Here is a 26,659-nt window from a genome sequence, read left to right as displayed (position 1 = left end):
CCACCCCCACCCCCGCCCCCGACGTCCTGTCCGACCGGGCCCGCTCGCTGCTCGTCCCCGTCGCCGATCCCGGCCCCCGCACCGCCCCGCAGCCCAACGTCGCCCCGGTGCTGCCGGGCGTCCCCGTGGCCGACCGCCCCGAGGTGCGCGCTCCCGGGCACGCCCCCGGCGCGCAGGGCGGACCGCCCTGCCCCTGGTGCTCCACGCCCAACCACCCGGACCGCCACTACTGCGTCCGCTGCGCCATGCCCCTGGCCGGGGACGGCCACACGGCCCCGCTCCACCGCCCGTGGTGGCGCCGGATCACGGACTTCCGCAATCGCGAGGCGCCGTGGGCGGGCGATCGCCCGCGGCTGCGCCGCACCTTCGACCGGGTCCTGACCTGGGTGGTGGCCGCACTCGTACTGACCGGGCTGATCTTCGCCTGCTTCCAGATCCCCAAGGGCGTCCAGGCCACCCGCGACCACTTCGCCAAGCGCGCCCCGGTCTCGCCGGACGGCGTCCGCGCCTCCCGTTCGTACCCGGGCCACAAGCCGGAGCTCGTCTTCGACAAGCTCAGCAACACCTGGTGGGGCCCGGGTGTGGTGGAGTCCGGCCAGGGCCAGTGGGTGGAGGCGCGCTTCACGCAGCCCACGCGGCTGCTCGACCTGCTCATCACCTCGGGCGTCTCCACCCACGCCGACCAGCTCAACCAGTCCGCCCTGCCGCACCTCGTCGAGGCCCGGATCACCACGTCCGACGGGCGCACGACCACCCGGACGCTCAACCTCGACCAGGCGGCCGGCGCCCAGCGCCGCGCCTTCCGCGCCCGGGACGTCGTCGCCGTCCGCTTCACCATCGAGTCGTCGTACGCGTTCTCCAGCAAGAAGCAGGTGGCGCTGGCCGAGATCGAGTTCTTCGGCCCGTCGAACGCGAGCCGCTCCTGAGGAGGCCGGGGGCCGGGAACACCGGCCCCCGGCTCAGCCCGCCGGCTTGGTGACGTTCCCGGCGCCCGGGGTCGCCGGGATGACCGTGGCCGGGGGCGTGAAGTTCGGCGGCGGCGTCAGCGGCTGCACGGCCGTGCCCGGCTGGGCGGGCGGCGGGGTGAGCTGGTCCTGGGAGAGCTTCGGCGGCGTCGTCTCCTGGAAGAGCACCTGGTTGAAGTTGACCAGCCCCGTCGCCTCGAGAATCGTGATGTGGTCCAGGACGGTGATGTTGGCCTGGTTGGCGAGCTGACGGACCAGCGTGTTCTCGGTGTTGGCACGGATCTTGGCGATGGTCGAGAAGATCTGCCCGTGGGTGACCCGCAGGATGTTGGCGAGGTCGGAGTCGAACTGCTTGCCCTTGTCGGACTTGAGCGTCGCCACGAAGCCCTGCTGCTGCGGGCTGGCCTGGTTGGGCAGCGCGATGTTCAGCTGCTGGGCGACCCTGCGGTCGGCCTCGTCGAGGGTGGCGTGCCCGTTGACCAGATGCTGGCCGGCGGTCCGTACGGCCTCGGTGGTGCCCTTCTGAAGGGCGAGTTCACCGGCGGGCAGCTCCCACAGCCCGGCCGCGCGCACCTTCACCACGAAGTCCCGGTCGGCCTCGGTCAGCGGTCCGCTGGGGGGGTTGGCGATCACGCGGCTCGACTGGGAGGCCGTCGTCTGGAACCCCAGCATGGTGGGGTAGGCGATCGCCGCCATGGTGAGGGCGAGGGCGCCTCCGACGAAGAGGGTTCCCGCCGCGCTACGTGAAATGCCCATGGCACCTCTCCTGCTCGCGTCATCGCTCCACCGCGGGCGGAGCCGGACGCCCAGAGATACGGACGGGTCGCACGCAAGCGCCTAAAGGGAAGGCAAAATCCCCAGCACCGCCACGTGTCACGCGTCACAGCCCCCCTCACCGGCCCGGAGCGGCTACAGCGGGGGCTGGGCCGGGGCCGGGCCCAGGGTGGTGGTGCCGGGGGCGGTGCGGTGGCCGAGGCCGGTGCGGTACGCGTCCAGGGCGGCCTCGACGCGGTTGGTGCGGCGCAGCAGGTCGCCCAGCAGACGGCACAGGTCGGCCAGGTCGCCGGCGGCGCCCGCGCGTTCCAGCAGGCTCAGCGCCCGCACATAGTGTTCCTCGGCGGTGTCGGTGTCACGGGCGTCCTCCGCGATGATGCCGAGCAGCCGGTGCGCGGCGGCCGCGTGCACGGCGCCGCGCTCGGGGGAGAGGCCGCCGAGGACGCCGTGCAGCAGCTCCGACGCCTCCTCGGAGCGCTCCCGCCGGTGCAGGACGTCCGCCAGTTCCACCGCGACCTGGCTGCTGTAGAGCGCGGCCCGCTTCTCCGACAGCATCGCGAGCGCCTCCCGCAGCTCGCTCTCCGCCCGCTCCAGCCTGCCGTCCTGCGCGTACAGATATCCGCGCATCCAGTGGCAGTTGGCCAGCTCCGTGCGGATCTGGAGCTGGCGGTAGAGCTCGGCGGCCTTGGCGAGCGAGGTGTCGGCCTCGGCGATACGGCCCTCGGCGATCAGCGTGCGGGCCACCGAGCGGTGCATCCGGGCGAGCAGCGCCGGGTCCTCCACCTGCGGGGCGAGCGCGAGCGCGAACTCGGCGGCCTGGGCGGCCCGCGCGTGCGTGCCCATGTCCATGTACGGCCCGATCGCGCTCGCGTACAGCAGCAGCAGCGCGTCCGGATCGTGCAGCCCCGACCGGTTCAGCTCGTCGAGAGTCGTCTCCAGCAGATAGCAGGCGTACCGCAGTTCACCCGCCAGATAGTGGGCGACCGCCCGGCCGCGCACCGCCGGGACCCGGGCCGGCAGCGGCGCCCCCGCGTCCGCCAGACACCGCTCGGACCGCTCGAAGAACTCACGCGCCTCGGTGACGTCACCGGTGTCCATGGCGCACTCGCCGAGCCCGAGCAGCGCGGCGGCCTGCTCGGCGGGGAGCGCGTGCTCCTCCGCCTCGGCGAGCAGCGCGGCGTACCGCTCGGCCGCCACCGACGCCTCCCCGGTGGCCAGCGCCCGCTGCGCGTCGGTCAGCCGCAGCCGCAGATCGGTGGCCAGATGGGGCGGGCGCCCGGTGGCCAGCTCCTCGAAGGCCACGCCCAGCCGCTCCGCGATGTGCCGCAGCGCCGGGTCCGAGGCGCGCACCCGGCCGGCCTCCAGGGTGGAGATGTACGCGGGGGTGTACGCGGGCTCCGCGAGCTGCCGCTGGGTCAGCCCCCGGGCCGTGCGCAGCCGCTGCACCCGACGGCCGATCACCTCCGGCCGGTCACGGTCCTCCTGCTCTCCCGCCGCATGTTCCGCCACAGCCCCAACTCCCCCTGGATCCCTTGTGGTCAGGCTCCCACAGGCTCTACGTTAAGCGCCGTATTAAACACGCTTAACGCGGCACTGTCATGCGGCCGGCGCCGGCGCCGCCGCCCGGTCGCCGCCCGCCGTTCGCCCGTCGACCTTGCGAGGTTCCCCATGACCCGAGGCACGTCCGCGCGATACGTCAGAGGACTCGGCGCCGCGCTCATCGCCGTGACCGCCCTGCTCCTGGCCGCCAACGCGGGCCCGGCCCGCGCGGGCGACGACGGCACGACGACGGTGCGGCAGGTGGACGGCACGGGGGCGTCGGGAGTGTCGGGGGTCTCGGCCCCGGGCCGGTGACCGCCGCCGGGCGGTGATTCCGCCCGTATTCCTGGCCCTTCGGCCACCGGGTGCGCGATGATGCGCCGGTGGTGAACTCGGGGGAGGGGCGGGGGGTTTCGCGCCGGGGTCTGGTCGTGGGGTGGGTGGCGCTGGTCGCCGTCGGGGCGACGGCGCTGTTCATGAACGGGCTCCGGCCGTCGGCGTCGTGGGGCACGGTCGTCGCGTTGGTGGCGCTCAGCGGGGCGCTGGCGTCCGCGCCCGCCCTGTTGCAGGCCTTGTTCGTCAGGGGGAGGCCCACCCCGGGCCTCTTGCGCCGGCGCCTTCCGGACCAGTCGGCCGCCCTGCTGCTCGCCCAGGTCCGCGCCATCGAGTCCGACGCGCTGCGGCGGCTGGACGGGGTGCTCTCGCCACGGCTGACCGTCGTCGGCCCGTCCGCCCGGCCGGACGCCCCCTCCGGGACGGCGGTGTACTGGAGCCTGGCGGAGCTGCACAGGGACCGGCGCCGCAGGCGGACGGTCCTCATGGGGCCGCCCGGCTCGGGGAAGACCACGGCGGCCCACCGGTTCGTCCTGGACCGGGCCGAGAACCACCAGGACGGCGAGCCCGTGCCGGTCCTGGCCGACCTCTCCACCTGGGACCCGGCCGCCACCGGCGTGCAGGAGTGGTTCGTCTCCGCGCTCGCGGGGCGCTACCGCCTGGAGGAGAGCGACGTACGGCCCCTGGTGACCGGGGGGCGGGTCCTGCCCGTCCTCGACGGGTTCGACGCGATTCCCGAGCCGCAGCGCGAGACGGCCGCGACCCAGCTGCGGGGGTGGCTGTCCCGGTCCACGGGCCACGTCGTGACCTCCCGTGGGGAGGCGCCCGAAGTGATGCGGCAACGGACCATCGGGTCGGCGGTGGAGCTGGGTCCGCTCCCGGCCTCTGCGGTCGCGAGCCACCTCACCGCCGTGGGCGGGGACCGCTGGGCCCCCGTCGCCCGGGCCCTGGAGGCACACCCCGACGGCCCCCTGGCCCACGCCCTGTCCTCCCCCTGGCTGCTCTCCCTCGCGGTCAGCGGCTACGCGGACCCGAGCCCCCGCGACCCCGAGGAACTGACCGGCGACCGCTTCCCCGACGAGGACGCGATCCGGCAGCGCGTCCTCGACACCGCCGACCCGACCGCGACCATCGAGGGTCACAGCGGCAGCAACCGGCGGCAGCGCCTGGAACTCCTCACCGACGCGATGGGCGGCGAGGAGGACGGGCTGCTGCTGTGGTGGCGGATGGCGAAGAAGTACGGTTCGCGAAAGCTGTGGGCGGCGCTCGCGGTGGTGTTGGTGGGCGTTCCGCTGCTGTTGTCGTTCGTGGCCGAGCCCCGCGTCGGCGGACGGGTCGCCTGGACGCTGTTGCTTCTGGGCGCGCCCGCCTCGCTGTTCACCCCGCAGGTGCGCGGCACACCCGTACGGCTGGTGCGCCCCGGAATGCTCCATGTCGCGGCCACGGTGGTGGTGGTACTCGTGTGCGTCTGGAGCGCCCCGGTGACCGACCTGCCGGGTGCCCGGTTCCCGGTGCTGCCCTCGCCCTCCGGTCTCGTCCTCCTCCTCGCCTGCCTGTGCGCCGGATACGTCGTCACCGCCGCGCGCGCGGACACCGAACCCTCCGCGCACCGGACGGCGGGTGATCTCCGCGTCAACGGCCGGACTGCGTTCGCCAACGCCTGCGCGTCCACCGTTCTCCTCTGCCTTCCGGCCGCACTCACCACGGACCACGGCGGGTGGCAGGCGCTTCCGTGGCACGTCCGGATCGCCCTTCCCGCAGGCGTGTTCGCCGCCTTCCTCCTCGTGGGCAGCGCCTGGGGACGGTACCGGCTGACCCATCTCCGCTTCGTCCTCAGCGGGGACCTGCCGTTGGCCCTGGGCCGGTTCCTGACAACGGCGGAGACGCACGGTCTCCTGGTCCGCGCCGACGGCTACGGCCGGGGCTGCCACGCGTTCCGCAACGACCGGGTCCGCACCGCGCTGGCCACCGGAGGCGCGCACCGACTTCCCCACGTACGGGCCGTGCAGCTCGCGGCCACGGAGATCCGGGAGGAGACCGTCGCCCTGCCGGAGGCCGTCGCCTACCTGACCTACACGGCGGACGGCGACGCGGAGACGTACGAGCGCGAGGCGGAGCGGTTCGGATACCGCGTCGCCTCCGTCCTCGACAACGAACTGCGCGCGGTCGCGGACGCCGGCCGGTCCGCGTACGACCGCTACCGGCAGGCGCGGTGGCGGATGGCCATCTCACTGCGCGGCCCGCTGTGGGCGCTGCCGACCATCACCCGGTGGTACGGCACCGGTGTGGTGGCGACCGCGGCCGTGGCCCTCGCCGCCGGTGCCGGGGAGAGCCTGCTCAGCGACCCCAACGCGATCATGGGTCTCGTCGCGAGTGTCGCGTTGTTCGGCGTGGCTCAGGACAACGGGCGGTTGAGCCAGGGGCGCCTGCTGCCCCGCTGGAGACCGGACAATTCTTCCGGGGCCGCAGGCCCCCTCGCCCTGTCGCCCTGGGACCGCACGTTCTTCCTCATTCTCTTCAGCTTCGCGGTCTCGGGCGCGCTCTCCCCTCTGTTGGTGGCCCTCTTCCTGCCCCTCGTCCCCGACCACGCCCGCCCCTACCTCGCCTACACCGCCGGCACCCTCGCCCTCTTCCTCGCGCTCGCCTGGCTCTACGCCCGGCCGTACGTCGCCCGCACCCGCGCCGCCCACAGCGAGGACCCCGACGACTGGCCCGAGTCGTCGGAGCCCCGGTACCGGGACGCCGCGCGGCAGGCGCGGCAGGACTGGCTGACCGCCGTCGCGCGGGACGGGCTGATGCCGTTGCTGCGGGGGTCGCTGCGGGCCGGGGACGACACCGCCGCCGTGCCCGTGCTGCCCACCGTCGATCCCTCCCGGCTCACCGGGAGCCGCCGCTCCGACCAGTTCGTCGGCACCTCCGCCACCGCCGAGATCGACTACCACCTGCGCGAACTCGACAGCGCGAGCATCGGGATCAGCGGGCCGCGCGGTGCGGGCAAGTCGAGCCTGATGCAGCGGTTCTGCACACCGGGGCCCACCTCGGCCGCCGACGACCTGCTCGTCCTCGTCCCCGCGCCGACCTCGTACGACCCCCGCGAGTTCCTCGTCCACCTGTTCGCCGAGGTGTGCCGGGCGATCACCGGGGAGGCGCCCGGCGCCGACGGGCGGCCCGGCCCCGTCCCCGGCCGTCGCACCGCGCTGCTGCACCGGGCCGGCGCCGCCCTCACCACCCTCGCGGGTCTCGCCCTGGTCCTCGGCACGCTGTTCCGGCCGCAGCTGGCCTCCGCCGCCCACCGGGTCACCGGCCACCCGCACGCCCTGCTCGTCGCGGCCGGCGCGGTGCTCGTCGCGGTCGGGGTGGGCTGGTCGCTCACCCCGTTCACCGGGCCGGGCGGACCGCGCCGCCGTCGCGGTACTCCGCGCGGGGGCGCCGAAGCTTCGGCCGCCGCGCATCTGCGGCTGCTGCACTACCAGTTGACGTACCAGCACGGCCGTACCGCGCAGCTCGCCCTGCCCGGCGGGCTCCAGGTCTCCGACGCCGGGCAGACCCAGCACACCCGGCAGCTCCTCACCTACCCCGAACTGGTCGGGCGGTTCCGGGAGTTGCTCGACCAGGTGGCGCTGGAGCGGCGGGCGCTCGGCGGGCGGGTCGTCATCGGGATCGACGAGCTGGACAAGGTCGGCAGCGCGCAGGAGGCCGAACGCTTCCTCAACGACCTCAAGGCCGTCTTCGGCATCCGGGGTTGCCACTTCCTCGTCGCCGTATCCGAGGACGCGCTCACCGCCTTCGGCCGGCATCTGCTCGATGTGCGCACCGTCTTCGACAGCGCCTTCGACCGGGTCGTCGCCGTCCGCCCGCTCGACCTCGCGCAGGCCCGGGAACTGCTCGAACTGCGGGGCGTCTGGCTGCCCGACCCGTTCCTGTGGCTGTGCCAGATACTCTCCGGCGGGCTGCCCCGCGATCTGCTGCGCGCGGTGATGAGCCTGGCCACGCACCGCGCGCTCGACCGGCTCACCGGACTTCCCCGGCTGGCGGAGCGGATGATCGAGGACGATGCCCGGGCCGTGCTCTCCGCGCAGACCCGGCACGCGGCCGGCCTGGAGGACGCGACCGCCCCCGCCGTCGCCCGCTGGATCGCCGACGTGGCGCAGGGACCGGCGGAGGCGGACGACTGGGAGGCGGCGCTGGGCCGGGTGCCCGCCGTGCCGCCGGAGGAGTACGGGACGGCCCGTGTCGTCGCCCAGGTCCGCGCCTATCTCGCGCTCGGCGCGACCCTCCTGCGTACCTTCACCGGAACGGCCGTCACGGTGGCCCGCGGGCGGCCCGACGGCGCGGTGAACCACCTCACCGGCGCCCGCGCCGCCCTCGCCACCGAACCGGAGGCGTCCTGGGCCGCGGTGGTCCGCCACCGCGCCGGGAACCCGGCGCTGCCGGCGCTTCCCGAGCCGTAGCGGACACGGCAGCCGTAGCGGACACGGCAGCGGGCGGACGGCCCCCTCAGTCCCCCAACGCCCTGCGCAGGGCCGCGTCCAGCCGCCGGGCCAGGGTCGCGTCGCTCGGCGGGGAGTCGCCGAACAGGGGGCCGAGCTCCTTGGTGAACGTCTGGGTGAAGGCCCCGTACAGGGGGGTGCGGGGGCGTTGCACCGCGCTCTTCAGGGCGGGCAGGAGCGTGTCGCGGGCGTAGGCGGGGCGGCCGGCGCGGTCGCGGGGCATGCGGTCGGCGCCCTCCCCCGTCGGGGACGGGGTGGGCGTGGCGCCGGTGGCGTCGGCGAGGCGGCAGGTGACGTCGTCGTCGGTGTACGCCGACTCGCGCGTCGCCGCGAACCCCGCGTCCAGCAGGCAGCGTTCGCTCTCCTCGCTGGTGAGGAACGCGACCAGCTCCCGCGCCATCCGGGCCCGCGGCGAGGACGCCGTCACCGCCAGGTCCTGGCCGCCCAGCACCGCGTGCCCGGGCAGCCGCGTGACGCCCACCTGGTCGGCGTCGAACGACTGGTGCAGCGTGCGGTAGACATACGGCCAGTGGCGCAGGAACGCGGTGCGGCCCGCCGCGAAGTCGGCCAGCGAGGTGTCCTCGCGGGAGCGGACGGCGTTCCCGAGCGTGTACAGCTCGTCGGTGCGCTTGCCCAGTTCGACGATCCCGGCGGTCAGTTCGTCGACGGTGCCGTCGTACCGGCCCTCGCCGTCCGTGAGGGAGAAGTCCTTCGTGGCGCTGGCGAACGCCTCCAGCGCGTTCACCGTAAGGCCCTCGTAGGCGTCCAGCTGCGTCGTCCAGCCCTTCTCGTAGCCCTTGGGCGGCTTCTTGCCGACGGTCCGGACGAGGCCCTGCAACTGCTCCCAGGACAGATGCCGGTGATCCAGGTCGCGCCGCTGCACATTGGCCGCGCGCAGATAGTCGCGCCGGTAGTACAGCAGGCCGACGTCGCTGTTGAACGGCACCGCGTACACCTTCCCGGCCCAGCGGGCGGTGCCCGCCACCGAGGGGACGACGTCCTTCTCGATCATGTCCTCGGGCAGCGCCCGGATCAGCCGCGCGGCGGCGAACTCCGGCACCCACGTCACGTCCAGGTTGACCACGTCGTACTGGGCGCTGCCCGACTGCAACGCCCCGAGGAGCTGGCTGCGCTGGGCGTCGGCGGAGCCGGGGAGTTCGACGAGCCGGGCGCGGAAGCCGTCGTCCTGGTGGACGCGGTTCCAGGCCTCGATGAGCTGCTGCCGGACGCCGTCCCTGCCGGTCACGTCCCGGCCGCTGGCCACGACGATGTCGCCGGGCTCGTCGTGCGCGGTGTCGCTCGCGGTCCCGGGCCCGGGCCCGCCCCCGCCGGTGCAGCCGGCGAGGACGCCGAAAAGGAGCAGCGCCACAAGAGCGGCCACCTTACGTGTGCACGCTCCCCTCATCCGTCCTCCCCCGTCCCCGTCCGCGCGACCTCGTCCTTCAGGCCCGCGCCGACGTCCCCGCCGGCGTCCAGGCAGCGGCCGCCGCTCGCCTCGGAGATCCGGGCGTCGGGGCGCGCGGGGGCGCAGCCGCCGTTCGCCAGCGACACCATCGCCACCGGGACGCCGGCCGTGCGCGCCTTGTCCAGGAGCGTGTCGAGGCGGGCGCCGGTGAGCCGGTCGTCGTCCTCGTCGTCGGTGAGGTAGACGATCAGCTCGGGCCGGTCGTCGTCGGTGCCGCGGCCCGTCATGTCGTCGAGCGCGGCGCGCAGCGCGGCGTACGGGTCGGACTCCGCGTCGCGCACGGCGGCCTCGCGGTCCAGGGTGCGTTCCGCCGCGGCGCGCCGGTGCGGGCCGAAGGAGAGCAGCGTCCGGTACGGCTTCTCGGCGCCCGGTTCGGAGGCCACCCCCCACACCCCGTACTCGTCCTGGTCGCCGAGGCCGCCGAGGGACTGCTTCAGTATCCCGGGGCCGCCGCTCGGGCCCTGCCACTGCCCGCCCATGGAACCGGAGCTGTCCAGCAGGAACAGCACCCGGCCGGGGCCGTGCGCGCCGCGGTAGGAGGCGAGCGCGGACTCCATCGGCTCGCGGTCCGCCCCGCCGGGCAGCGCCCCGGGCTCGCGCAGCACGCCGTGCGCGGTCCGGCCGTCGTCGAGCAGCGCGTGGCCGCCGGCCGCGGCGCGGAACCCGGCGGCGCCGAACACGCGCTGCCCGCCGTCCGGTCGCTCCAGCCAGTGGTAGAAGTCCTCGACCGCCCCGGTGCGGCGCGGCTCGTCGCGGTCGGCGTCGTCCCAGTGGACGTGCACGAAGGCGGGCTCGACGCCGGGGACGTCCGAGGGGTACTCGGCCGTGCGCCCCACCCGTGTGGTGTGCGCGCAGCCGATGCCGCTGCGCAGCAGGAACTCGGGGACGAGCGCGGTGGTACGGCGGTCGACGGCGCCGCTCTCGGGCAGCGCGCACAGCAGGTCGGCGGCGGTGGACGAGGGCGGTCCCGCCTGGGCGACACGCTGCTCCCCGGCGGCCGCACCGTCCCCCGCCGGGCCGTACAGACCGATCGTGGAGAGCAGCGCCGCGTCGGTGAACTCCGGGTCGGGGCGGCGTACTTCGGCGTCCCGGTCGCGGTCGGTGAGGGCGGCCAGGAGGGCGGCGAGGGTACGGCCGGAACGCTCGCCCGCGGGGGCGGCCAGCCGGTCGGGCACGGCGAGGACGAGCGGGGAGTGGGCGAGCGTGCCGAGGGTGCGCAGGACGGCGGCGTACGAGTCGGTGTCCCGCTCGGCGGTGACGCGGGCGACGTCGGCGCGGGAGGCGGGGATCCACACGTCCGGCTGCGCGCCGATGTCGCGCTGCGGGTTGGTGTCCTCGTCGCGCGGGTCCCGCCAGTCCTCGGTCCGCTGCCGCAGCGCTGCGACGACATCGGCGGCGCCCGCGCTGTAGACGGTGATGCCGGTGCGACGGCAGCCGTCGGAGCCGGTGTTGGCGTCGGAGGTGAGGTAGGCGTCGGCCGCGTCCCGTACGGCCTGTTCGAGGTCGGGGTCGGTCAGCACGCGCAGTTCCAGGGGCGGTCCGCAGGAGGAGTCGCCGCCGGGGCCGAACAGGGCGTAGCCGCCGAGGGAGGTGGCGAGGACGGCGAGCGCGAGGGAGAGGACGGCGGCGATGCGGCGGGTGCGGTGGGGGTGGGGGCCGGGGCGGTCCGGGACCGGCTCCCGGGGGGCGCCGCCCGGAACCGGCTCGCGTAAGGGGCCTCCCGGGTCCTGCCGTGAGCCCCTGTCCAGGTCCCGCAGACCTCTGCCCAGGCCGGTCAGGGCGAGGGTCACCTGGCCGGTCCGCAGCAGGGCGGTGGCCAGTCGCCGCGGGAACGGCTCGCGGACGGGCGGCCGGGGAACGGGGAGGTGCGGCTCGGGGGCGGGGCCGGGGCCGGGGCCGGTGGTGTTCCGCTCCGGTGCGCCCGTGATCGGTACCGACGGGCCCCGTGCGGACCCCGCCACCAGCAGCACGTCCTCCTCACCCGCCGTCCTGCTCTGCGGGTCCCAGGGCTCCTCGCGGAGCGTGCGGTGGTGGGCGCTCAGATGGCTGTGGAGCGGCTCCCACAGGTCCTGGAAGGCCACCGGGTCGCCGCTGCCGAGCAGGTGGACCAGCTGCTCGGTGAACGGGGTCGGCGTCCTGTCCGGGCCCGCGTCGATGCGGTGGTTGGCCTGCACGCTCATCAGCAGCGAGATCCGCCGCTTGTCCGGCAGCGTCTCCCACACCCGGGCCGCGTTGCCGGCGAAGCAGCAGTCCAGGATCACGACCACGTGCCGCGCCCGGCTCGTCACGAGCTCCGTCAGCACACTGCTGAAGGCGTCCGCGCCCGGGAACACCGCGTGCTCACCCGCGACCACGCGGGCGTTGCGCAGTTGCAGGAACAGCTCGTTGCCCGCGCTCGGGATCGCCCCGTGCCCGGCGAAGTAGAACAGCAGCAGCCCCTCGGCGTCCCGCACCGCCGTGCGCAGGGCGTGCCCGAAGCGCTCCTGCGAGGGTGAGCGGGCGACGGTGATCTCCCCGTCCGCGAACACCCCGCCCCGGCGCAGCACGTCCCGCAGCCGCACCACGTTGTGCTCCACGGCCGGGAGATGGCCGGGCACGCCGTCGGGCTGCGGCTTCGTGTACTTGTACGCGGACACGCCGACCAGCAGCGCGCGGTTGGCGTGTCCGCGCGGGTCGAAGGGGTCCACGGGGCTACCCCTCGTCGGGGGTCACCGCGTCGACCCGGCCGTCGGGGGGATCGCCGCGTTCGACGTCGCGGCGGTTCTCCTGCCAGGCGCTGAACGCCCGTTCGACGGTGACCGTGACCCGGCGGACCAGTTCGCCGGAGGCGCCGCCGACGAAGGCGAGGAAGATCTCCATGCCGAGGCCCATGGGGCTGCCGCGCTCGACGGTCGCGCTGGTGTCCGAGCGCATCTGGATGACCAGCCTGCCCTCGCGTACCAGCGCCTCCAGTGGCTGTTCGCGTTCCAGCCAGCTCTTCAGTGCGTCGATGTCGCTGTCGTCGGCAGTGCCGGACAGCCGGACGCGGATCCCCCGGTCGGCCACGCCATCCCCCTCAGCCATGACTCACCATCATGGCACCGGGGGGTGACAGACGGGAGGGGCTTCACCCCTTCCGACCCCATTGGGGGGTGTCTCGGCTGCGGCGCCCCACCCGGCACGGGGCTCCGCCGGGTGGGCGCGAGCAACCACGACGCACCCGCAGGCTTCAGGTCATGTGCTGCACCGACGGGACGTCGTCCGCCCCGTCGAGCCGCTCCAGCTGCTCCAGCCGCTCCCGTACGTGCGCGAGCGCGCCCTCGCGGCGGCCCGGCACCCGCTCGCGCAACTCGGCGAGCCGCACCCCGAGTTCACGGGAGTGTTCCGCGTCCTCGATCCGCGCCCACTGATGGTGGGCGTGATCCACCGCGTTCTCGACCGCCGGCGCGTCCGGCGCCTGCCGGGCCCACAGCCGGGTCGTGGCCACCGCGAGCCAGGTACGGCAGCTCCGCACCGGGTCCCCGGCGAACATCGCGAGGTCCGCCCGTACCTCGGCCCAGTGCAACGCCTCCTCGGAGGCGGGCCCGTGCGCGCTCAGCGCCTCCTCCTCGTACCGCGCGGCCAGCGCCTCCGCCTCCTCGTGCCGTTCGGCCTGGACGGCCGCGGTGAGGGCGGCGTGCGGATCGGGCTCCGCCGATGCCGGTGCCGATGCCGATGCCGGTTCGGGCGCGGGGACCGGCACGGGCACGGGTACGGCCTCCGCACCCGGCGCCGGCCTCGGCTCGGGCACCGGAACCGCGGCCGCGCCCGGTGCCGGCACCGCCGCCCCGGCGCCCGCCCCCGCCCCCGCGTCCCACGTCAGGACGACGTCCCCGTACGCCCCCGTCTCCTCCGCCAGCCGCGCCAGCGCCTGCTGGTGGAGCTGGGGGAGCGGCGGCCGGTGGCCGCTGCGCAGCAGCGTGGCGACCGCCTTCATGTACGTCGGCGCCGCGACCGACCGGCGCGGCGGGGGCGGCGCCAGGCGCCCGTACAGGCTCACGCCCGGCCCGGCGGTGAGCGGTCGGGCCGCGAGGTGCTGCCAGGTCTCCGGGTCGGCGTGCAGGTCGACGACGAGCGACGTGGCGCCCGGCGGCCGCAGCCGCAGCTCCTCGGTGATCCACTGCCAGGGGAAGCCGGTGTAGCGCACGGTCGCCGGCGTGGAGCGGGCCAGCGCCACGTGCGGCAGATGCTGCCGCCGGTCGAGCTGGAGCTGGCCGGTGAGGAAGACGGTGAGCGGCGCGGGCGCGGCGGCGGCGGCCCGCAGCCGGGTCAGCACGGCCTGCGGTTCCAGCGGGTCGGCCAGCTCGACCACATTGGCGGTCTCCGTGCCGGACAGCACCGCCGGGGCGACCGCCGCGAGGACGGGGAGCACGGAGGCCGCGTCCACGAGGCGCCCCTTGCCCGCCGGTGAGGCCGCGAGGAGCAGCACGGTTCCGGGCATCGTTCCCTCCCCCATCGAATGCGTCCGAACGCACCTCGACGCACCCGGCACACCTGAACGCATCCGGATCCTTCCGCATGCGTCGGTCACGCAGGTGCGCGTACGTCCGTCCAGCACCGTAACCCGCCGGTGGTCCGAGCGGGGGCGTCGGGGGCGCGAACATCCGGTTCCGCGACCGCCGCCGGCCCACCCCGATCAGCCCATTCCCGCTCGCCGCGGACCCGCCGCTCCGCTTCGCTTGACCCGTGTCCCGCCGTTCCGCCCGCCGTCCGACCGCCGCCGTCCTCCTCGTCACCGCCTGCCTGCTCGCCCCCCTGGCCGTCCTCGCGGTCTGGGCCACCCACGGCATCGGGGACACCGCCCGCTACGCCGCCACCACCGCGCCGCTGGCCACCGACACCGAGGTGCGCGACGCCATCGCGGCGGCCGTCACGGACGACATCATGCGGGAGATCGACGTGGGCCCCCCGCTGCGCGCCCCCGTGCACGCCTACGTGCACGACGCCGTCCGCTCCTTCACCGGCACCGAGGCGTTCCGCTCCGCCTGGGGCACCGCCAACCTCGCCGCCCACGACGCCGTGCTGGACGCCCTGCGCGGCGACGGGGACCGGGACGTGCCCGTCACCCTCGACCTCGCGCCCGCGACCCGGCAGCTGAAGGAGCGACTGGTCGACGACCACGTGCCGTTCGCGGAGCGCATCCCCGTCGAACACACCCGTATCACCCTGCTCCCCGCCGACCGCCTGACCCTGTTCCGGAAGGGGTTCCACGTGCTCGAATTCGCCGGTTTCTGGCTGCCGCTGGCCACGCTGGTGTGCGCCGTCGCGGGCATCGTCGTCGCGGTGTCCCGGCGGCGCGCGGTGATCGCCGTCGGGCTCGGCACCGCGCTCGGCGCCGCGCTGCTGGCGCTCGCCGTCCTCGTCGGCCGGGTGCTGACCCTCTCCGGACTGCCGGACGACGTCTCACAGCCGGCCGCGGGCGCGGTCTACGACGCGCTCACCGACACCCTGCGCACGGTCTCCTGGGCCCTGGTCACCGCCGGTCTCGCCGTCGCCGCCGCGGCCTGGCTCACGGGCCGGTACGCGCGCCGTCGGCAGCCGCCCGCGACCCCCGCGCGGATCCCGGCGACCCCGCCGACCCGAGCCCGCGTCTGACCCGGCCCGCACCGGACCGGGCAGTGCGAGCCGCACCGCACTCCCGCCGCCGCGGGCCCCCGCCCCACCCGTCCGCGCCCGGGCGGACTTCCGTTGCCCCGGCCCCGATCCCGACCCTAGGGTCGCCCGCATGCCCCCCTTTCTCGCCTGCGAGGACACCGGGAACTCCACCGGTGCCCTCCCTCTCGTCCTGGTCCACGGCCACCCCTTCGACCGGAGCATGTGGGCGCCGCAGCTCGCCGCGTTCTCGGCCGGCCGCCGGGTGATCGCCCCCGATCTGCGCGGCTACGGCGCCTCCCCCGTGCCGGACGGCCCCGACGCCGTCACCCTCCTGTCCGTCTTCGCCGACGACATCGCCGCCCTCCTCGACGACCTCGGCGTCGACCGCTGCGTCCTCGGGGGCCTGTCGATGGGCGGCCAGATCGTCATGGAGTGCTGCGCCCGCTTCCCCGGCCGCATCGCCGGCCTGGTCCTCGCCGACACCTCCCCCGTCGCCGAGACCGACGCCGGCCGCGAGGCCCGTAACGCCATGGCCGACCGGCTGCTGCGCGAGGGCATGGGCGGGTACGCCGACGAGGTGCTGTACAAGATGGTCGCGCCGTACGCGGATCCCGAGGTCGCCGCGCACGTGCACCGCATGATGACGGCGACCGACCCGAGGGGCGCCGCGGCGGCCCTGCGCGGCCGGGCCCTGCGCCCCGACTACCGCGACCTGCTCGCCCGCCTCCCCATGCCGGCCCTCGTCGTGGTCGGCGCGGACGACGGGTTCACCCCGGTCCCGGACGCGGAGGCCATGCACGCCGCCCTGCCCTCCTCGACCCTGGAGGTGGTCGAGGGCGCCGCCCACCTCCCCAACCTGGAACGCCCGGACCTCTTCGACGCGGCCCTGGGACGGTTCCTGGCGACGCTGGACGCCTGACACCTCAGCCGACCGGCCGCACTTCCGCCAGAAGCTGCTCCGTCGCCTCCCACAACCGCCGCTCCCGTTCCCGGTCGTGGGCGACGGGGCGTACCTCCGTCACCTTGTCCTTCATCACGAAGGCACCGTCCCGCAGCCCGGCCCACCGGTCGTCGAGCACGACCGAGGCCAGCTTCGGTCCGGAGTTCTCCGGGGTCGACACCCCGGGCATCCTGCCCAGGCCGCGCCCCATCGCCTGGAAGGCGGCGGGCGCGCCCCGGCCCAGCGCGCTGCCGGGCATCCACCCCGGCTCGAACACCAGCACGTTCACGCCGGCCGCGGCACGGCGCTGGAGCTCGTGGGCGTAGTACAGGATCGCGAGCTTGGCGTCGGCGTAGGCGGTGCCGGACGCGGAGAAGCCGGGGTTCTTGTCGCCGGTCGCGGGACGGGCGAGTTCAAGGGGGTCGCGCCACTTCGCCTCGGGCACTCCCATCAGCTTGCGGTAGAGGTTCGCGCTGTAGACGTTCGAGCCGAGCAGGACGACCCGGGCCGGCGCGGCGAGCGAGCCGAGCAGATCGCCGATGAGCAGGGCGTGGGCCAGGTAGTTGACGGCGAACGTCAGCTCGTGACCGTCGGCGGTCGCGGTGCGGATGTCGGTCGACATGGTCCCGGCGTTGGCCACGAGCGCGCGCAGCGGCCGTACCGCCCCGGCGTCGAGCAGGGCGCGGGCGGCCGCCGCGGCGGCGCGTACGTCGGCGAGCCGGGCCAGGTCGCAGCCGATCTCGTGGACCCTCGCGCCGAGGGCGCGCGCCTCTTCGGCGATGCGGGTGAGGTCCGCGCCGGCGCGGCCCACCAGCAGCAGGTCGGGGCGGTCGGCCGCCGGGCGGCGGGCCATGGCGAGGACGGCGGACCGGCCCAGGCCCCGGGTCGGTCCGGTGAGCAGGACGGTTCCGGTGCCGATGCCGGATTCGGTGGTGGTCATGGGACCGACCCTCGGCCAACGGGCGGTGCTCAGCCAGCCGTCCCGTTGTCCTGGGTGTGCCAGGGCCAGGACAAGGGGGGACAACGGCGGGGCCCCTGGCGCACACTGGGACCATGGAGACGTGGGAGTTCGGCCGGACGGTACGCCGCTGGCGCGAACGCGTCACGCCGGAGAGCGCGGGTGTCCCGGTCGGCCGGCGCCGGCGGGCCCCCGGGCTGCGCCGCGAGGAGCTGTCCGCGCTCGCCGGGGTCTCGGCCGACTATCTGACCCGGCTCGAACAGGGCCGGGCGACCGCGCCCTCCGCCCAGGTGGTGGAGGCGCTCGCCCGGGCGCTGCGCCTGTCCGAACCGGAGCGGGACCTGCTGTACCGGCTGGCCGGGCACACCGTCCCCGGCCCCGAGGTCGTCCCCTCGCGGCTCGCGCCGAGCGTGCGCCGACTGCTCGACCGGCTGGCGCACACCCCGGTCGCCGTGCACGACGCGAGCTGGAACCTGCTCCTCGCCAACGGTCCGTACGACGCGCTGATGGGCGCCACGTCCGCCTGGCGCGGCCTCGAACGCAACGCCGTCTGGCGCAACCTCGCCGGGCCGGCCGGCCGGGTCGTGCACACCGCGCGGGAGCAGGCCGAACACGAGGCGCGGCTCGTCGCCGACCTGCGCCTGACCGCCCTGCGCTACCCGGGCGACCGGGCGCTGCGGCGGCTCGTCGGCGCGCTCGCCGAGGCCGCCCCGCGGTTCACCGAACTGTGGGACGCCGACGTCCCGCCGCCGCTGCCGAGCCCGTCCCGGCGCAAGCTCGTGGAGCATCCCGCGGCCGGCCGGATGACGCTCGACTGCGACACGCTCCTGGACGCCCTCGACGACCTGCGCATCACCGTCTACACCGCCGAACCCGGCACGCGGGACGCCGAACGCCTCGCGGTGGCGCTGGGCAGCGGCGCCCTGGTCGAGTAGGCCGACTTCTCGCACTCACGTACGAATACTGTCACCCGTTCGGCCCCGTACCGCGCGCATCCCTGCCCCTTCCGGGTGAAGCTGCCGGTGAAGGCACCCACCCGGTCGGCCGAGGCGACGCCGAGGACCGATCGGCCCAGGAGACGCCGACGAGACGAGGCCCCATGGTTCAGTACACCTCTTCCACCCCGCACCCGCGACGCTCCGCCTGGGCGACCGGCGGCACGGTCTTCGCCGGTGTGCTGATGATGGTCACCGGCATCCTCGGCGTGCTCAACGGCATCGCCGGGATCGCCACGAGCGACGTGTACACGCACGTCGGCGACTATGTGTACAAGTTCAGCCTGACCGGCTGGGGCTGGATCCACCTGGTCATCGGCGCGCTGCTGGCGCTGGCCGGCTGGGCCGTGCTCACCGGCGCCGAGTGGGGCCGCGCGGTCGGCATCGCTCTCGCGGCCCTCTACATGATCGAGTGGTTCCTCTTCCTGCCGTACGCCCCCGTCTGGGCCCTCATCTCCATCGCCCTGGGCGGCTTCGTGATCTGGTCCCTGGCCACCTCGGACCGGATCGGCGGCACCGGCACGGACGGGGACCGTACGACGACGTCGAAGACGCCCCGGTAGGACGGGACAGGACGGGGGCGCGGCCGGTCACCCCGCCGCGCCCCCGTCCCGGACGTCAGACGCCGACGTCCTCCCCGTCCGCGCGCCACACCGCGACGACCGCCGGGCGGACGATGCGGCCGGGGCCGTCGGGCCAGGTGCTGGCGGGCCGGTCCACCGTCGCCCCGTCGACCTCGCCGGGGTGCTGCACGGCCACCAGGACCCGGCGGTCCTGCACCAGCGGGCCGCAGGTCTCGGCGCCGGTCGGCACGGTCAGGAACTGCTTCAGCTCACCGCGCCGGTCACCCTGCACGGCGACGCCGAACAGTCCGTCGTGCGAGCCGAGCTGGTTGCCGTCGGTGGAGATCCACAGGTTGCCGTGCGGGTCGAAGGCGACGTTGTCCGGGCAGGAGATCGGGCTGACCCGGTCCTTGGGGAAGCCCGCGAAGTAGGTGGAGGGGTCCTCCGGGTCGCCCGCGACCAGGAACAGCGACCAGCCGAACGTGGTGGCGTCCGCGCGGTTGCGGCGCTCGGTGAGCTCCAGGACGTGCCCGTGCTTGTTGGCGTTGCGCGGGTTGGGCTCGTCGGCGGCGGCGTACCCGCTCTTGCCGCGGTTGGTGTTGTTGGTGAGCGCCACGTACACCTTGCCGGTGCGCGGGGAGGGCTCGATGTCCTCGGGGCGGTCCATCTTGGTGGCGCCCGCCTTGTCACCGGCGAGGCGCGTGAAGACGAAGACCTCCTCGGCCGTCATCCCCTCGACGTGCGAGACGGCGCCCTTCGCGGTGGCGGTGGCCAGCGGGATCCACTCGCCGCCGCCGTCGAACTCGCCGTCGGCGGGCAGCTTCCCGGTGCCGTCGATGTCGGCCGCGGGCGAGTCGCCGGTGAGGCGGGCGACGTAGAGGGTGCCCTCGTCGAGGAGGGTGAGGTTGTGCTCATGGGCGGCGCGGCTGTTGCCCTTGTGCATCCGCTTGCTGCCGACGAACTTGTAGAAGTAGTCGAACCGTTCGTCGTCGCCGGTGTAGACGACGGGCCGGCCGTCGTCGGTCATCCGCACGGTCGCCGCCTCGTGCTTGAAGCGGCCGAGCGCGGTGTGCTTGCGGGGCGTGGAGTCGGGGTCGTACGGGTCGAACTCGACGACGTAGCCGAAGCGGTGGACCTCGTTGGGCTCCTGGGCGATGTCGAACCGCTTGTCGAACCGTTCCCACTTGCGCTCGGTGGTGCCCGTGCCGATGCCGTAGCGGGTGTCGGTGGCGCGGGAGCCGTTCGCGAAGTACTGGTTGAAGTTCTCCTCGCCGTGCAGCGTGGTGCCCCACGGGGTGGTGCCGCCGGAGCAGTTGTTGAGGGTGCCGAGCACCTTGCGGCCGGTGCGGTCGACGGAGGTCTTCAGCAGGTCGGAGCCGGCGGCGGGGCCGGTGAGGCGGAACTCGGTGGTGGCGGTGACGCGCCGGTTGAGGTGGTGCCGGGGCACGGCGACGAGCCGTCCGGTCCGCCGGTCCCCCTCCACCACGACGGCGGAGAGACCGTGCGCGGCCCAGGCGACCTCGACCTGCTGCCGGGTCGGGTTCTCAGCGTCGTAGCCGCGGAACATCAGGATCTCGTCGGTGTACTCGTGGTTGGCGACGAGAAGCTGCCGGTTGTGCTCACCGGGGAGCGGGAGGAGAGCGAGGAAGTCGTTGTTGTAACCGAACTGCCCGGCCTGCGCCTTGGCGGTCTGGTTCTCCGGGTCGAAGGCGGGCGCCCCGCGCAGAATCGGTTCTCCCCAACGGATGACGACGTTCTGCCGGTAGTCGTCGGGGACGGTGACGGCGTCGGCGGTGTTCGGCGCGACGGCGTCGAAGCGCAGCCCGCGGGCGGCGCGGCGGCCGCCCTTCTTCGCGGCACCGTGGCCGCCGTGCGCGGCCGGGGCGGCGCTCGCCCCGGGGGCACCGGCGGTGACGCCGACCGCGCCCGTCGCCGCCACGACCGCGGTGACGGCGGCCCCGCGCAGCAGCGCGCGCCGGCGCACGGCACCGGCGATGACGTCGCCCACGTACTCGTTGTCGCTGGCGTTGGGCACCTCGTGGAAGCAGGCGTCACCGCAGCGGAACCGACAGGTCAGGGCGGACCGTCCGCCGGGATGCGAGCCGATGAGCGGCAGCAGCTTGGGCACTTTGCACTCCCCACACTTTCCCTTGGTGTCCGCGTGACGTTAGGGGCGGTGCGTGTGCGGGAGCGGGACGCTCGCCCGAACGGCCGGTGAACGCGTGGTGGCCGTACGGCGATGGAATGAACGGGCGGGCAGCCGTTCGGCGTTCCGGGGCAGCGTGCTGCGGCGGTGTTCGTACCCTGCCGAAGATCACCAGCCGTGACCGCTAACCTTACGTGTCCGTCCTGGCCAGGGATTGACGGGCTTCACCTCATGCGAAGGGTTGCGCTGATGGGACTTCTCACTCTTCTGCGGAATGCGTTCGGCCGCTCACGCAAGGGGCGCAAGGACGGGACGGAGAGCGTGGTGACGGCGGAGCCGGAGCGGCTCCCCGCGCAGGAGACGGCACCGGTGGCGGCCCCCGAGGAGCCGGCCCCGGCACCGAAGGTCCCGTCCCCGGCGACGGAACCGACGCCGGCGCCGAAGCCCGCGGCGCTCGTGCCGGACCCCCGCCAGGAGAGCGGCGAGAGCCACGACGAACACGACCTGGTGTCGGCGGCGTTCGACAACGTCACGGTCCCCAAACCGACGAGGCCGGCGGACGAGGCGGAGCCGACGGCTGCGGCAGAGCCGGAACCGGAACCGGAGCCGACGGTGTCGGCAGAGCCGGAACCGGAACCGACGGTGACGGCGGAGCCGGAACCGGTGGCGGCGGAGGAGCCGGCGGCGGCGGAGGCCCCGCAGGCTCCCGAGGAGCCGAAGACGGCCGAGGCCCCCGAGCCCGAACCGGAGCCCGCTCCCGCCCCCGAAGCCGTACAGGAGCCGGAGCCCGCTCCCGCCCCCGAACCCGTATCGGAGCCCGCCCCCGAACCCGCGGCCGCCGACGCACCGGAAGCCCCACAGGGGCCACCCGCACCCGACGACGAAAGCGCCACGGGTGGTGCGGGCGGGAAAACCAACGAGGCCGAAGGCGAAGCCGAGGCCGCAAAAAGGAACCCGGCGACGCCCGCGTCGCGCATCCGCACCACCGCCCCCGCCCTCAGCACCGCCTACAAGGCCGCCGGCACGGCCCTCCGCCGCCACGACCTCACCGGCACCCGCGCCAAGGTCCACCTCGTCCTGGACCGCTCGGCCTCCATGCGCCCGTACTACAAGGACGGCTCCGCCCAGGCCCTCGGCGAGCAGGCCCTCGCCCTCGCCGCCCACCTGGACCCCGAGGCCACCGTCCACGTCACGTTCTTCTCCACGGAACTGGACGGCACCGGCGAGCTGACCCTCGGCGCACACGAGAACACGATCGACGAGCTGCACGCGGGCCTCGGCCGCATGGGCCGTACGAGCTACCACGCCGCCGTCGAGGCGGTCCTCGCCCGGCACGCCGAGGAGCCCGCCGGCACCCCCGCGCTGGTGATCTTCCAGACGGACGGCGCCCCCGACGCGAAGACCCCGGCCACGCAGGCCCTCACGAACGCGGCGGCGAGCCACCCCGAGGTCTTCTTCTCCTTCGTCGCGTTCGGCGAGCACGAGAACAAGGCGTTCGACTACCTCCGCAAGCTGAAGACGGAGAACACCTCCTTCTTCCACGCGGGCCCCACCCCCCGCGAGCTCACCGACAAGGAGCTCTACGAGGGCGTACTGGCGACCTGGCGCCCGTAGGGGAGCCGCCGGAACGGCCGGGGCGGGCGGTCCGCGGGATTACCCCGCGCCGTCCGCCCCGAAACACATGTGAAGCCACCTTCTCCGGACCAGTAGGATTTCGACCATGGCGGCCACTGGATCCGAGAAGCAGGGGGCGAAGGCGTACTACGTCTCGACCCCCATCTACTACGTCAACGACGCTCCTCACCTGGGCCACGCCTACACGACCGTCGCAGGCGACGTGCTCACCCGCTGGCACCGTCAGCGCGGCGAGAAGGTGTGGTACCTCACCGGCACGGACGAGCACGGTCAGAAGATCATGCGCACGGCCGAGGCGAACGGGGTCACCCCGCAGGCCTGGGCCGACAAGCTCGTCACGGAGTCCTGGGAACCCCTGTGGGAGCACCTGGACATCGCGAACGACGACTTCATCCGCACCACGCAGAAGCGGCACACCGACCGCGTCCAGGAGTTCGTGCAGGACCTGTACGACAAGGGCGAGATCTACAAGGGCGGCTACGAGGGCCCGTACTGCGTGGGCTGCGAGGAGTACAAGCTCCCGGGCGAACTGCTCGACGGCGAGGGCGAGTTCGCGGGCCAGAAGCTGTGCCCGATCCACAAGAAGCCGGTGGAGATCCTCAGCGAGGAGAACTACTTCTTCCGCCTGAGCGAGTACACCGACAAGCTCCTCGCGTACTACGAGGCGAACCCGGGCTTCGTCCAGCCGGAGTCGGCGCGCAACGAGGTCGTGAACTTCGTCCGCCAGGGCCTCCAGGACCTCTCCATCTCCCGTTCGACGTTCGACTGGGGCATCCCGATCCCCTGGGACGAGAAGCACGTGATCTACGTGTGGGTCGACGCGCTGCTGAACTACGCGACGGCGGTCGGCTACAACGAGAACGAGCAGAAGTTCGAGGAGACGTTCCCGGCCGACGTGCATCTGGTCGGCAAGGACATCCTGCGCTTCCACGCGGTGATCTGGCCGGCGATGCTGATGGCGCAGGGGCTGCCGCTGCCGGGGAAGGTCGCGGCCAACGGCTGGCTGATGGTCGGCGGCGAGAAGATGTCGAAGTCGAACCTGACCGGCATCAAGCCGCAGGATCTGACCACGCACTTCGGCGTGGACGCCTACCGGTGGTACTTCCTGCGCGCGATCGCGTTCGGGCAGGACGGCAGCTTCTCGTGGGAGGACTTCTCCGCCCGCTACACCAGCGAGCTGGCGAACGACTACGGCAACCTGGCGTCCCGCGTGGCGGCGATGGTCGGCAAGTACTTCGGCGGCGAGCTGCCGGCGTCGGCGGCGGACGGCGAGGCGGAGGCGGCGGTCCGGGCCGGCCTGACGAAGGCGGTCGAGACGGCGGACCGCGCGATCGGCGAGGAACTGGACTTCCAGGGCGGCATCCTGGCGATCTTCGACTTCGTCAAGCAGGTCAACGGCTACCTCACGGAACAGGAGCCGTGGAAGGTCGCCAAGGACACCTCGCCGGAGGGCCAGGCCCGCCTGGCCACGATCCTCTACACCGCCGCGGAGTCCCTCCGCGCGGTGGCGGTCCTCCTGAACCCGATCATGCCGGACACGAGCCAGAAGCTCTGGGACTCCCTGGGCGCGGAACCGACCCTGGGCGCCCTCGCCGACCAGCACGTCCAGGAGTCCGCCGACTGGGGCCGCCTCCCGGCCGGCGCGACGATCACGAAGGGCGCGGTCCTCTTCCCCCGCCTGGAGGAAAAGCCGACGGCTTAAGAGAGCCGGGCGTTCACATCGCCCCCCTCGTTGAAGCAGAGCCGACGGAAAGGCCGGCCGAACTGTCAGGTTCGGCCGGCCTTTCCGTTCATCTGCCTCAGTCCTCGCTCTTCGAGCGGGAACGGTTCTTCACCCAGAGGCCGTACCCGGCCGCCGCCGCGATCACCAGGACGACGATTACCGTGACGAATGGAGCGACGCCGGCTTGCGAAAACATCGCATTCTCCTTGCCCAGGACTGACATTTCACGAATCGAGCACCACGCGAACCAGGTCGCCGAGGCAATCTACCCTATTTGAAGACCTTGAGGTAACCACCGACGTATCCGCGATAGTCACCCCAAACGCGCTGACGGCCGTCCCAACTGCTACCCGCACAGTCAGCCGTCCAGATTGTTTCGGTCTGAGCGTTGTCCGCGGGCTCCGCCGAAATCCACTCGTCAACCACCCCATGACTGAGTGAGCATCCGGGGATGTACTCATACGATTGGGCCGTGCCGGGCAAAACCTTGGTCGTGTCCTTGCCTCTTGTCTGGTAGTTCGTCGTCACTTTGGTCGCGGAAATCTTGATGCCGAGGACCTTGTCGGTGTTCGTGTGACTGGCCCACCGCGTCACCGTACTGGCCGCGGCCGACACCTGCCCCTCCGCAGCGGGAGTCTCGGTGACACCGTTCTCGCTCGTCACCTCGACCACCACATCGCCCTCGGCCAGCGCGATCCGCGCCTGCATCCCGGGCTCCGAGACCTGATCCGACACCTCGAATATCTGCTTGTAAATATCGGGATCGTTGATCAGCTTCACGAACCGCTCCTTTTCCTCACCGGAAAGAGCTTTGAACTGATCCAATGTCTGTGCAGCTTGCGCATCTCCCTGGTCGGAGCGCGCCGCCGTCGCCGCCTCGAACTCGGCGATCTGGACAGAAGCGACACTGTCCGCAGCCTGGGCCGAAGCTGGGGAATCAACCGCTCCCAGCCCTGCCAGCACGACGCCTACAGAAGCCGCTAATCCCCGTGCACCCGTGAAGCGCATGCGATACTTCCCCCTCATTCACGCCTGTCTCAGGACGCCATTGAGCGGCGGATACAGGACGCGATCGAGCGCCTCACCACTCTCCCCCGCCCCCGCACCGGCGCGCTCACCTTTGGCCTCGCGTTTCACTTATCGTGCACACAACAATCGCAATACGTCAAGGATGTTGATGTTCATTGAGGTTCTCCTGAGCATCGAAAAGGCGCCATATTGGCCACGCGAATTCGGCCAACTCATTCAGGTTCGATCGCCGGTCACGATCTCGACCCGGTCGCCCTCGGCACATACGTCGCCTTCTTCTGGCCGGGGAGAAGGCTGCGGGCGAAGCCGACGGTGTATCACGACACAGGGCGGACCGGTGCGATGCTGTGGCGGACGCCCGCCCCTGATTGGCGCAGGGGCGGGCGTCGTGGTGTTTCGGGGCCGGGTCAGTCAGCCGGCGCAGAGGGCGAAGGTGATCGTGTCGCCCTTCTTGACGGTCTCCGGTGCGTGCGGGGAGACGCCGATCACCGAGCCCGGCTTGCAGCCCTTGACGGCCTCCTTGGTGAACTCGGCCTTCGTCTGCATCTTGCTCATGTACGCCCTGACGTCCTGAGAGTTCCAGCCCTCGAAGTCGACCGGCACGGTGCCGCCCTTGGGGTGGTTGTACAGGACGGTGGTGGCATCGCTGCTGGTGGCCGTGCTGGTGGCCGCCGGGGTCGAGCTGTTGCCGCCGCCCGTGGCGGAGGTGGCCAGGGCCGTGCCCGTGCCCACCGCGATGAGGGCGGCGGCGACGGCGGCGACACCGAGGGTGCGCCGGCGCCGGGTACGGCGCAGGATGCGGGGCGCGTCGAACTCGGGGGCCTCGGCGGAGTCCGCGTACTGGTTCATGGCGTTCATCAGTTCCTCTTCGAAGGGTGTGCGGCCGCCGAAGGGCCGAGCGTCGTCGTACGAGGTCATCGGATTCCTTCCGTGTGCCGCTGTGGCGAAGGGGCGGAGAGCGTGGGGAACTGCTCCCTGAGCTTCTCGATCCCGCGCGCGAGCTGCGAGCGCACCGTGCTGGGCGATATGCCCAGGTCGTCCGCGATCTCGGCGTCGGAGAGGTCATGGAAGTACCGCAGCACCACGACCGTGCGCATCCGCATGGGCAGTAGCTGTAGTGCCCGCACCAACTGGTCCCGGTTGTCGACCCGTCCGAACTCGTCCCCCGGTGCGGCCTTGTCGCCGCTTCCCGGATCGGAGGTCGTGACGAGCCGGCGGAACCTGCGCCAGCGGTCATTGGCCAGGTTCACCATGATTCTCCGCACATAGAGGTCCGGAGCGTCCTTCTCCGCGATGACGCGCCATTTACGGCAGGCCCGCTCCAGAGTCTCCTGGACCAGATCCTCGGCCGCCTCACGGTCGCCCGTCAGGACGAGGGCACTCCGGAACAGCGCGGCCGACCTGGCGGCAACGAAAGCCTGGAAGTCCATCTCCACGCGCCCCTCCCTTCCTGTCACCCCTCCTCGACGGCCCGAAGGCACCATCTGCTGC

The 26,659-nt window shown here is 73.4% G+C and carries 20 protein-coding genes; 9 read left to right on the top strand and 11 right to left on the bottom strand.

Going from position 1 to position 26,659, the window contains the following annotated elements:
• Positions 1-926 (top strand): NADase-type glycan-binding domain-containing protein (locus tag IO29_RS19345; RefSeq protein ID WP_037840564.1); only part of this gene is annotated, 926 nt, incomplete at its 5' end.
• A 33-nt stretch (positions 927-959) separates the two neighbouring features.
• Here IO29_RS19345 and IO29_RS19340 read toward each other — a convergent pair.
• Both IO29_RS19340 and IO29_RS19335 read right to left on the bottom strand, forming a co-directional pair.
• Positions 960-1,721 carry a DUF4142 domain-containing protein gene (locus IO29_RS19340; protein WP_030376832.1) on the bottom strand — a complete coding sequence of 254 codons (762 nt, stop codon included), beginning with the start codon at positions 1,719-1,721 and terminating at the stop codon, positions 960-962.
• A gap of 153 nt (positions 1,722-1,874) precedes the next feature.
• Positions 1,875-3,248 (bottom strand): helix-turn-helix domain-containing protein, encoded by a 1,374-nt coding sequence (locus tag IO29_RS19335; protein WP_030376833.1) that lies wholly within the window; start codon positions 3,246-3,248, stop codon positions 1,875-1,877.
• A 159-nt stretch (positions 3,249-3,407) separates the two neighbouring features.
• On the opposite strand from IO29_RS19335, the gene IO29_RS19330 reads away from it, so the two are divergent.
• Together IO29_RS19330 and IO29_RS19325 are read left to right on the top strand one after the other, a co-directional pair.
• Complete coding sequence (locus IO29_RS19330) at positions 3,408-3,593, top strand: hypothetical protein (RefSeq protein WP_030376834.1); 186 nt, start codon at positions 3,408-3,410, stop codon at positions 3,591-3,593.
• A 68-nt stretch (positions 3,594-3,661) separates the two neighbouring features.
• Positions 3,662-8,062 carry an NACHT domain-containing protein gene (locus tag IO29_RS19325; RefSeq protein ID WP_158709292.1) on the top strand — a complete coding sequence of 1,467 codons (4,401 nt, stop codon included), beginning with the start codon at positions 3,662-3,664 and terminating at the stop codon, positions 8,060-8,062.
• A 46-nt stretch (positions 8,063-8,108) separates the two neighbouring features.
• Here the strand turns inward: IO29_RS19325 and IO29_RS19320 are convergent, their stop codons facing one another.
• The 4 genes from IO29_RS19320 to IO29_RS19305 form a co-directional block, all read right to left on the bottom strand.
• Positions 8,109-9,506 (bottom strand): extracellular solute-binding protein, encoded by a 1,398-nt coding sequence (locus IO29_RS19320; protein WP_030376836.1) that lies wholly within the window; start codon positions 9,504-9,506, stop codon positions 8,109-8,111.
• On the bottom strand, positions 9,503-12,253 hold the full coding sequence (locus IO29_RS19315) for a substrate-binding domain-containing protein (protein ID WP_030376837.1): 2,751 nt from the start codon (positions 12,251-12,253) through the stop codon (positions 9,503-9,505). Before IO29_RS19315 ends, IO29_RS19320 begins: the two co-directional genes overlap by 4 nt.
• Positions 12,254-12,257: 4 nt before the next feature.
• The gene (locus IO29_RS19310; protein WP_030376838.1) at positions 12,258-12,629 is read right to left on the bottom strand and encodes a hypothetical protein; all 372 of its coding nucleotides are present in this window, start codon (positions 12,627-12,629) and stop codon (positions 12,258-12,260) included.
• 145 nt (positions 12,630-12,774) lie between these two features.
• A complete protein-coding gene (locus IO29_RS19305) occupies positions 12,775-14,025 on the bottom strand; it encodes a hypothetical protein (RefSeq protein WP_051707384.1) in 1,251 nt (416 codons plus the stop codon).
• A 245-nt stretch (positions 14,026-14,270) separates the two neighbouring features.
• Here IO29_RS19305 and IO29_RS19300 point away from each other — a divergent pair, with 245 nt between their 5' ends.
• Positions 14,271-15,179: a hypothetical protein gene (locus tag IO29_RS19300; protein WP_030376840.1), complete on the top strand. Its 909-nt coding sequence runs from the start codon at positions 14,271-14,273 to the stop codon at positions 15,177-15,179.
• Between the two features lie 130 nt (positions 15,180-15,309).
• Positions 15,310-16,098: an alpha/beta fold hydrolase gene (locus IO29_RS19295; protein WP_030376841.1), complete on the top strand. Its 789-nt coding sequence runs from the start codon at positions 15,310-15,312 to the stop codon at positions 16,096-16,098.
• A gap of 4 nt (positions 16,099-16,102) precedes the next feature.
• Here IO29_RS19295 and IO29_RS19290 read toward each other — a convergent pair whose 3' ends face one another.
• Positions 16,103-17,059, bottom strand: coding sequence for an SDR family NAD(P)-dependent oxidoreductase (locus IO29_RS19290; protein WP_030376842.1), 957 nt, complete (start codon positions 17,057-17,059; stop codon positions 16,103-16,105).
• A gap of 113 nt (positions 17,060-17,172) precedes the next feature.
• On the opposite strand from IO29_RS19290, the gene IO29_RS19285 reads away from it, so the two are divergent.
• Positions 17,173-18,012, top strand: a complete 840-nt coding sequence (locus tag IO29_RS19285; protein ID WP_030376843.1) for a helix-turn-helix transcriptional regulator — start codon at positions 17,173-17,175, stop codon at positions 18,010-18,012.
• A 164-nt stretch (positions 18,013-18,176) separates the two neighbouring features.
• Positions 18,177-18,635 carry a DUF7144 family membrane protein gene (locus tag IO29_RS19280; protein ID WP_030376844.1) on the top strand — a complete coding sequence of 153 codons (459 nt, stop codon included), beginning with the start codon at positions 18,177-18,179 and terminating at the stop codon, positions 18,633-18,635.
• Between the two features lie 55 nt (positions 18,636-18,690).
• Here the strand turns inward: IO29_RS19280 and IO29_RS19275 are convergent, their stop codons facing one another.
• Positions 18,691-20,763, bottom strand: coding sequence for a PhoX family protein (locus IO29_RS19275; RefSeq protein WP_030376845.1), 2,073 nt, complete (start codon positions 20,761-20,763; stop codon positions 18,691-18,693).
• A 267-nt stretch (positions 20,764-21,030) separates the two neighbouring features.
• Between IO29_RS19275 and IO29_RS19270 the strand changes: the two genes are divergently transcribed.
• Together IO29_RS19270 and metG are read left to right on the top strand one after the other, a co-directional pair.
• A complete protein-coding gene (locus tag IO29_RS19270; protein WP_030376846.1) occupies positions 21,031-22,395 on the top strand; it encodes a VWA domain-containing protein in 1,365 nt (454 codons plus the stop codon).
• A 106-nt stretch (positions 22,396-22,501) separates the two neighbouring features.
• Positions 22,502-24,118, top strand: coding sequence for a methionine--tRNA ligase (gene metG, locus IO29_RS19265; RefSeq protein ID WP_030376847.1), 1,617 nt, complete (start codon positions 22,502-22,504; stop codon positions 24,116-24,118).
• Positions 24,119-24,409: 291 nt separating this feature from the next.
• Here metG and IO29_RS19260 read toward each other — a convergent pair whose 3' ends face one another.
• From IO29_RS19260 to IO29_RS19250, 3 genes are all read right to left on the bottom strand, one after another.
• Positions 24,410-25,147, bottom strand: a complete 738-nt coding sequence (locus tag IO29_RS19260; protein WP_158709293.1) for a hypothetical protein — start codon at positions 25,145-25,147, stop codon at positions 24,410-24,412.
• Positions 25,148-25,579: 432 nt separating this feature from the next.
• The gene (locus IO29_RS19255; protein ID WP_030376849.1) at positions 25,580-26,086 is read right to left on the bottom strand and encodes a PASTA domain-containing protein; all 507 of its coding nucleotides are present in this window, start codon (positions 26,084-26,086) and stop codon (positions 25,580-25,582) included.
• The gene (locus IO29_RS19250) at positions 26,083-26,598 is read right to left on the bottom strand and encodes a SigE family RNA polymerase sigma factor (RefSeq protein ID WP_234307340.1); all 516 of its coding nucleotides are present in this window, start codon (positions 26,596-26,598) and stop codon (positions 26,083-26,085) included. The genes IO29_RS19255 and IO29_RS19250 overlap by 4 nt, the downstream gene beginning before the upstream one ends.
• Positions 26,599-26,659 lie beyond the last annotated feature (61 nt).

This window comes from Streptomyces sp. NRRL F-6676 (assembly GCF_000725625.1).
Classification (GTDB): domain Bacteria; phylum Actinomycetota; class Actinomycetes; order Streptomycetales; family Streptomycetaceae; genus Streptomyces.
This window is presented reverse-complemented; position numbering and strand designations above follow the sequence as displayed.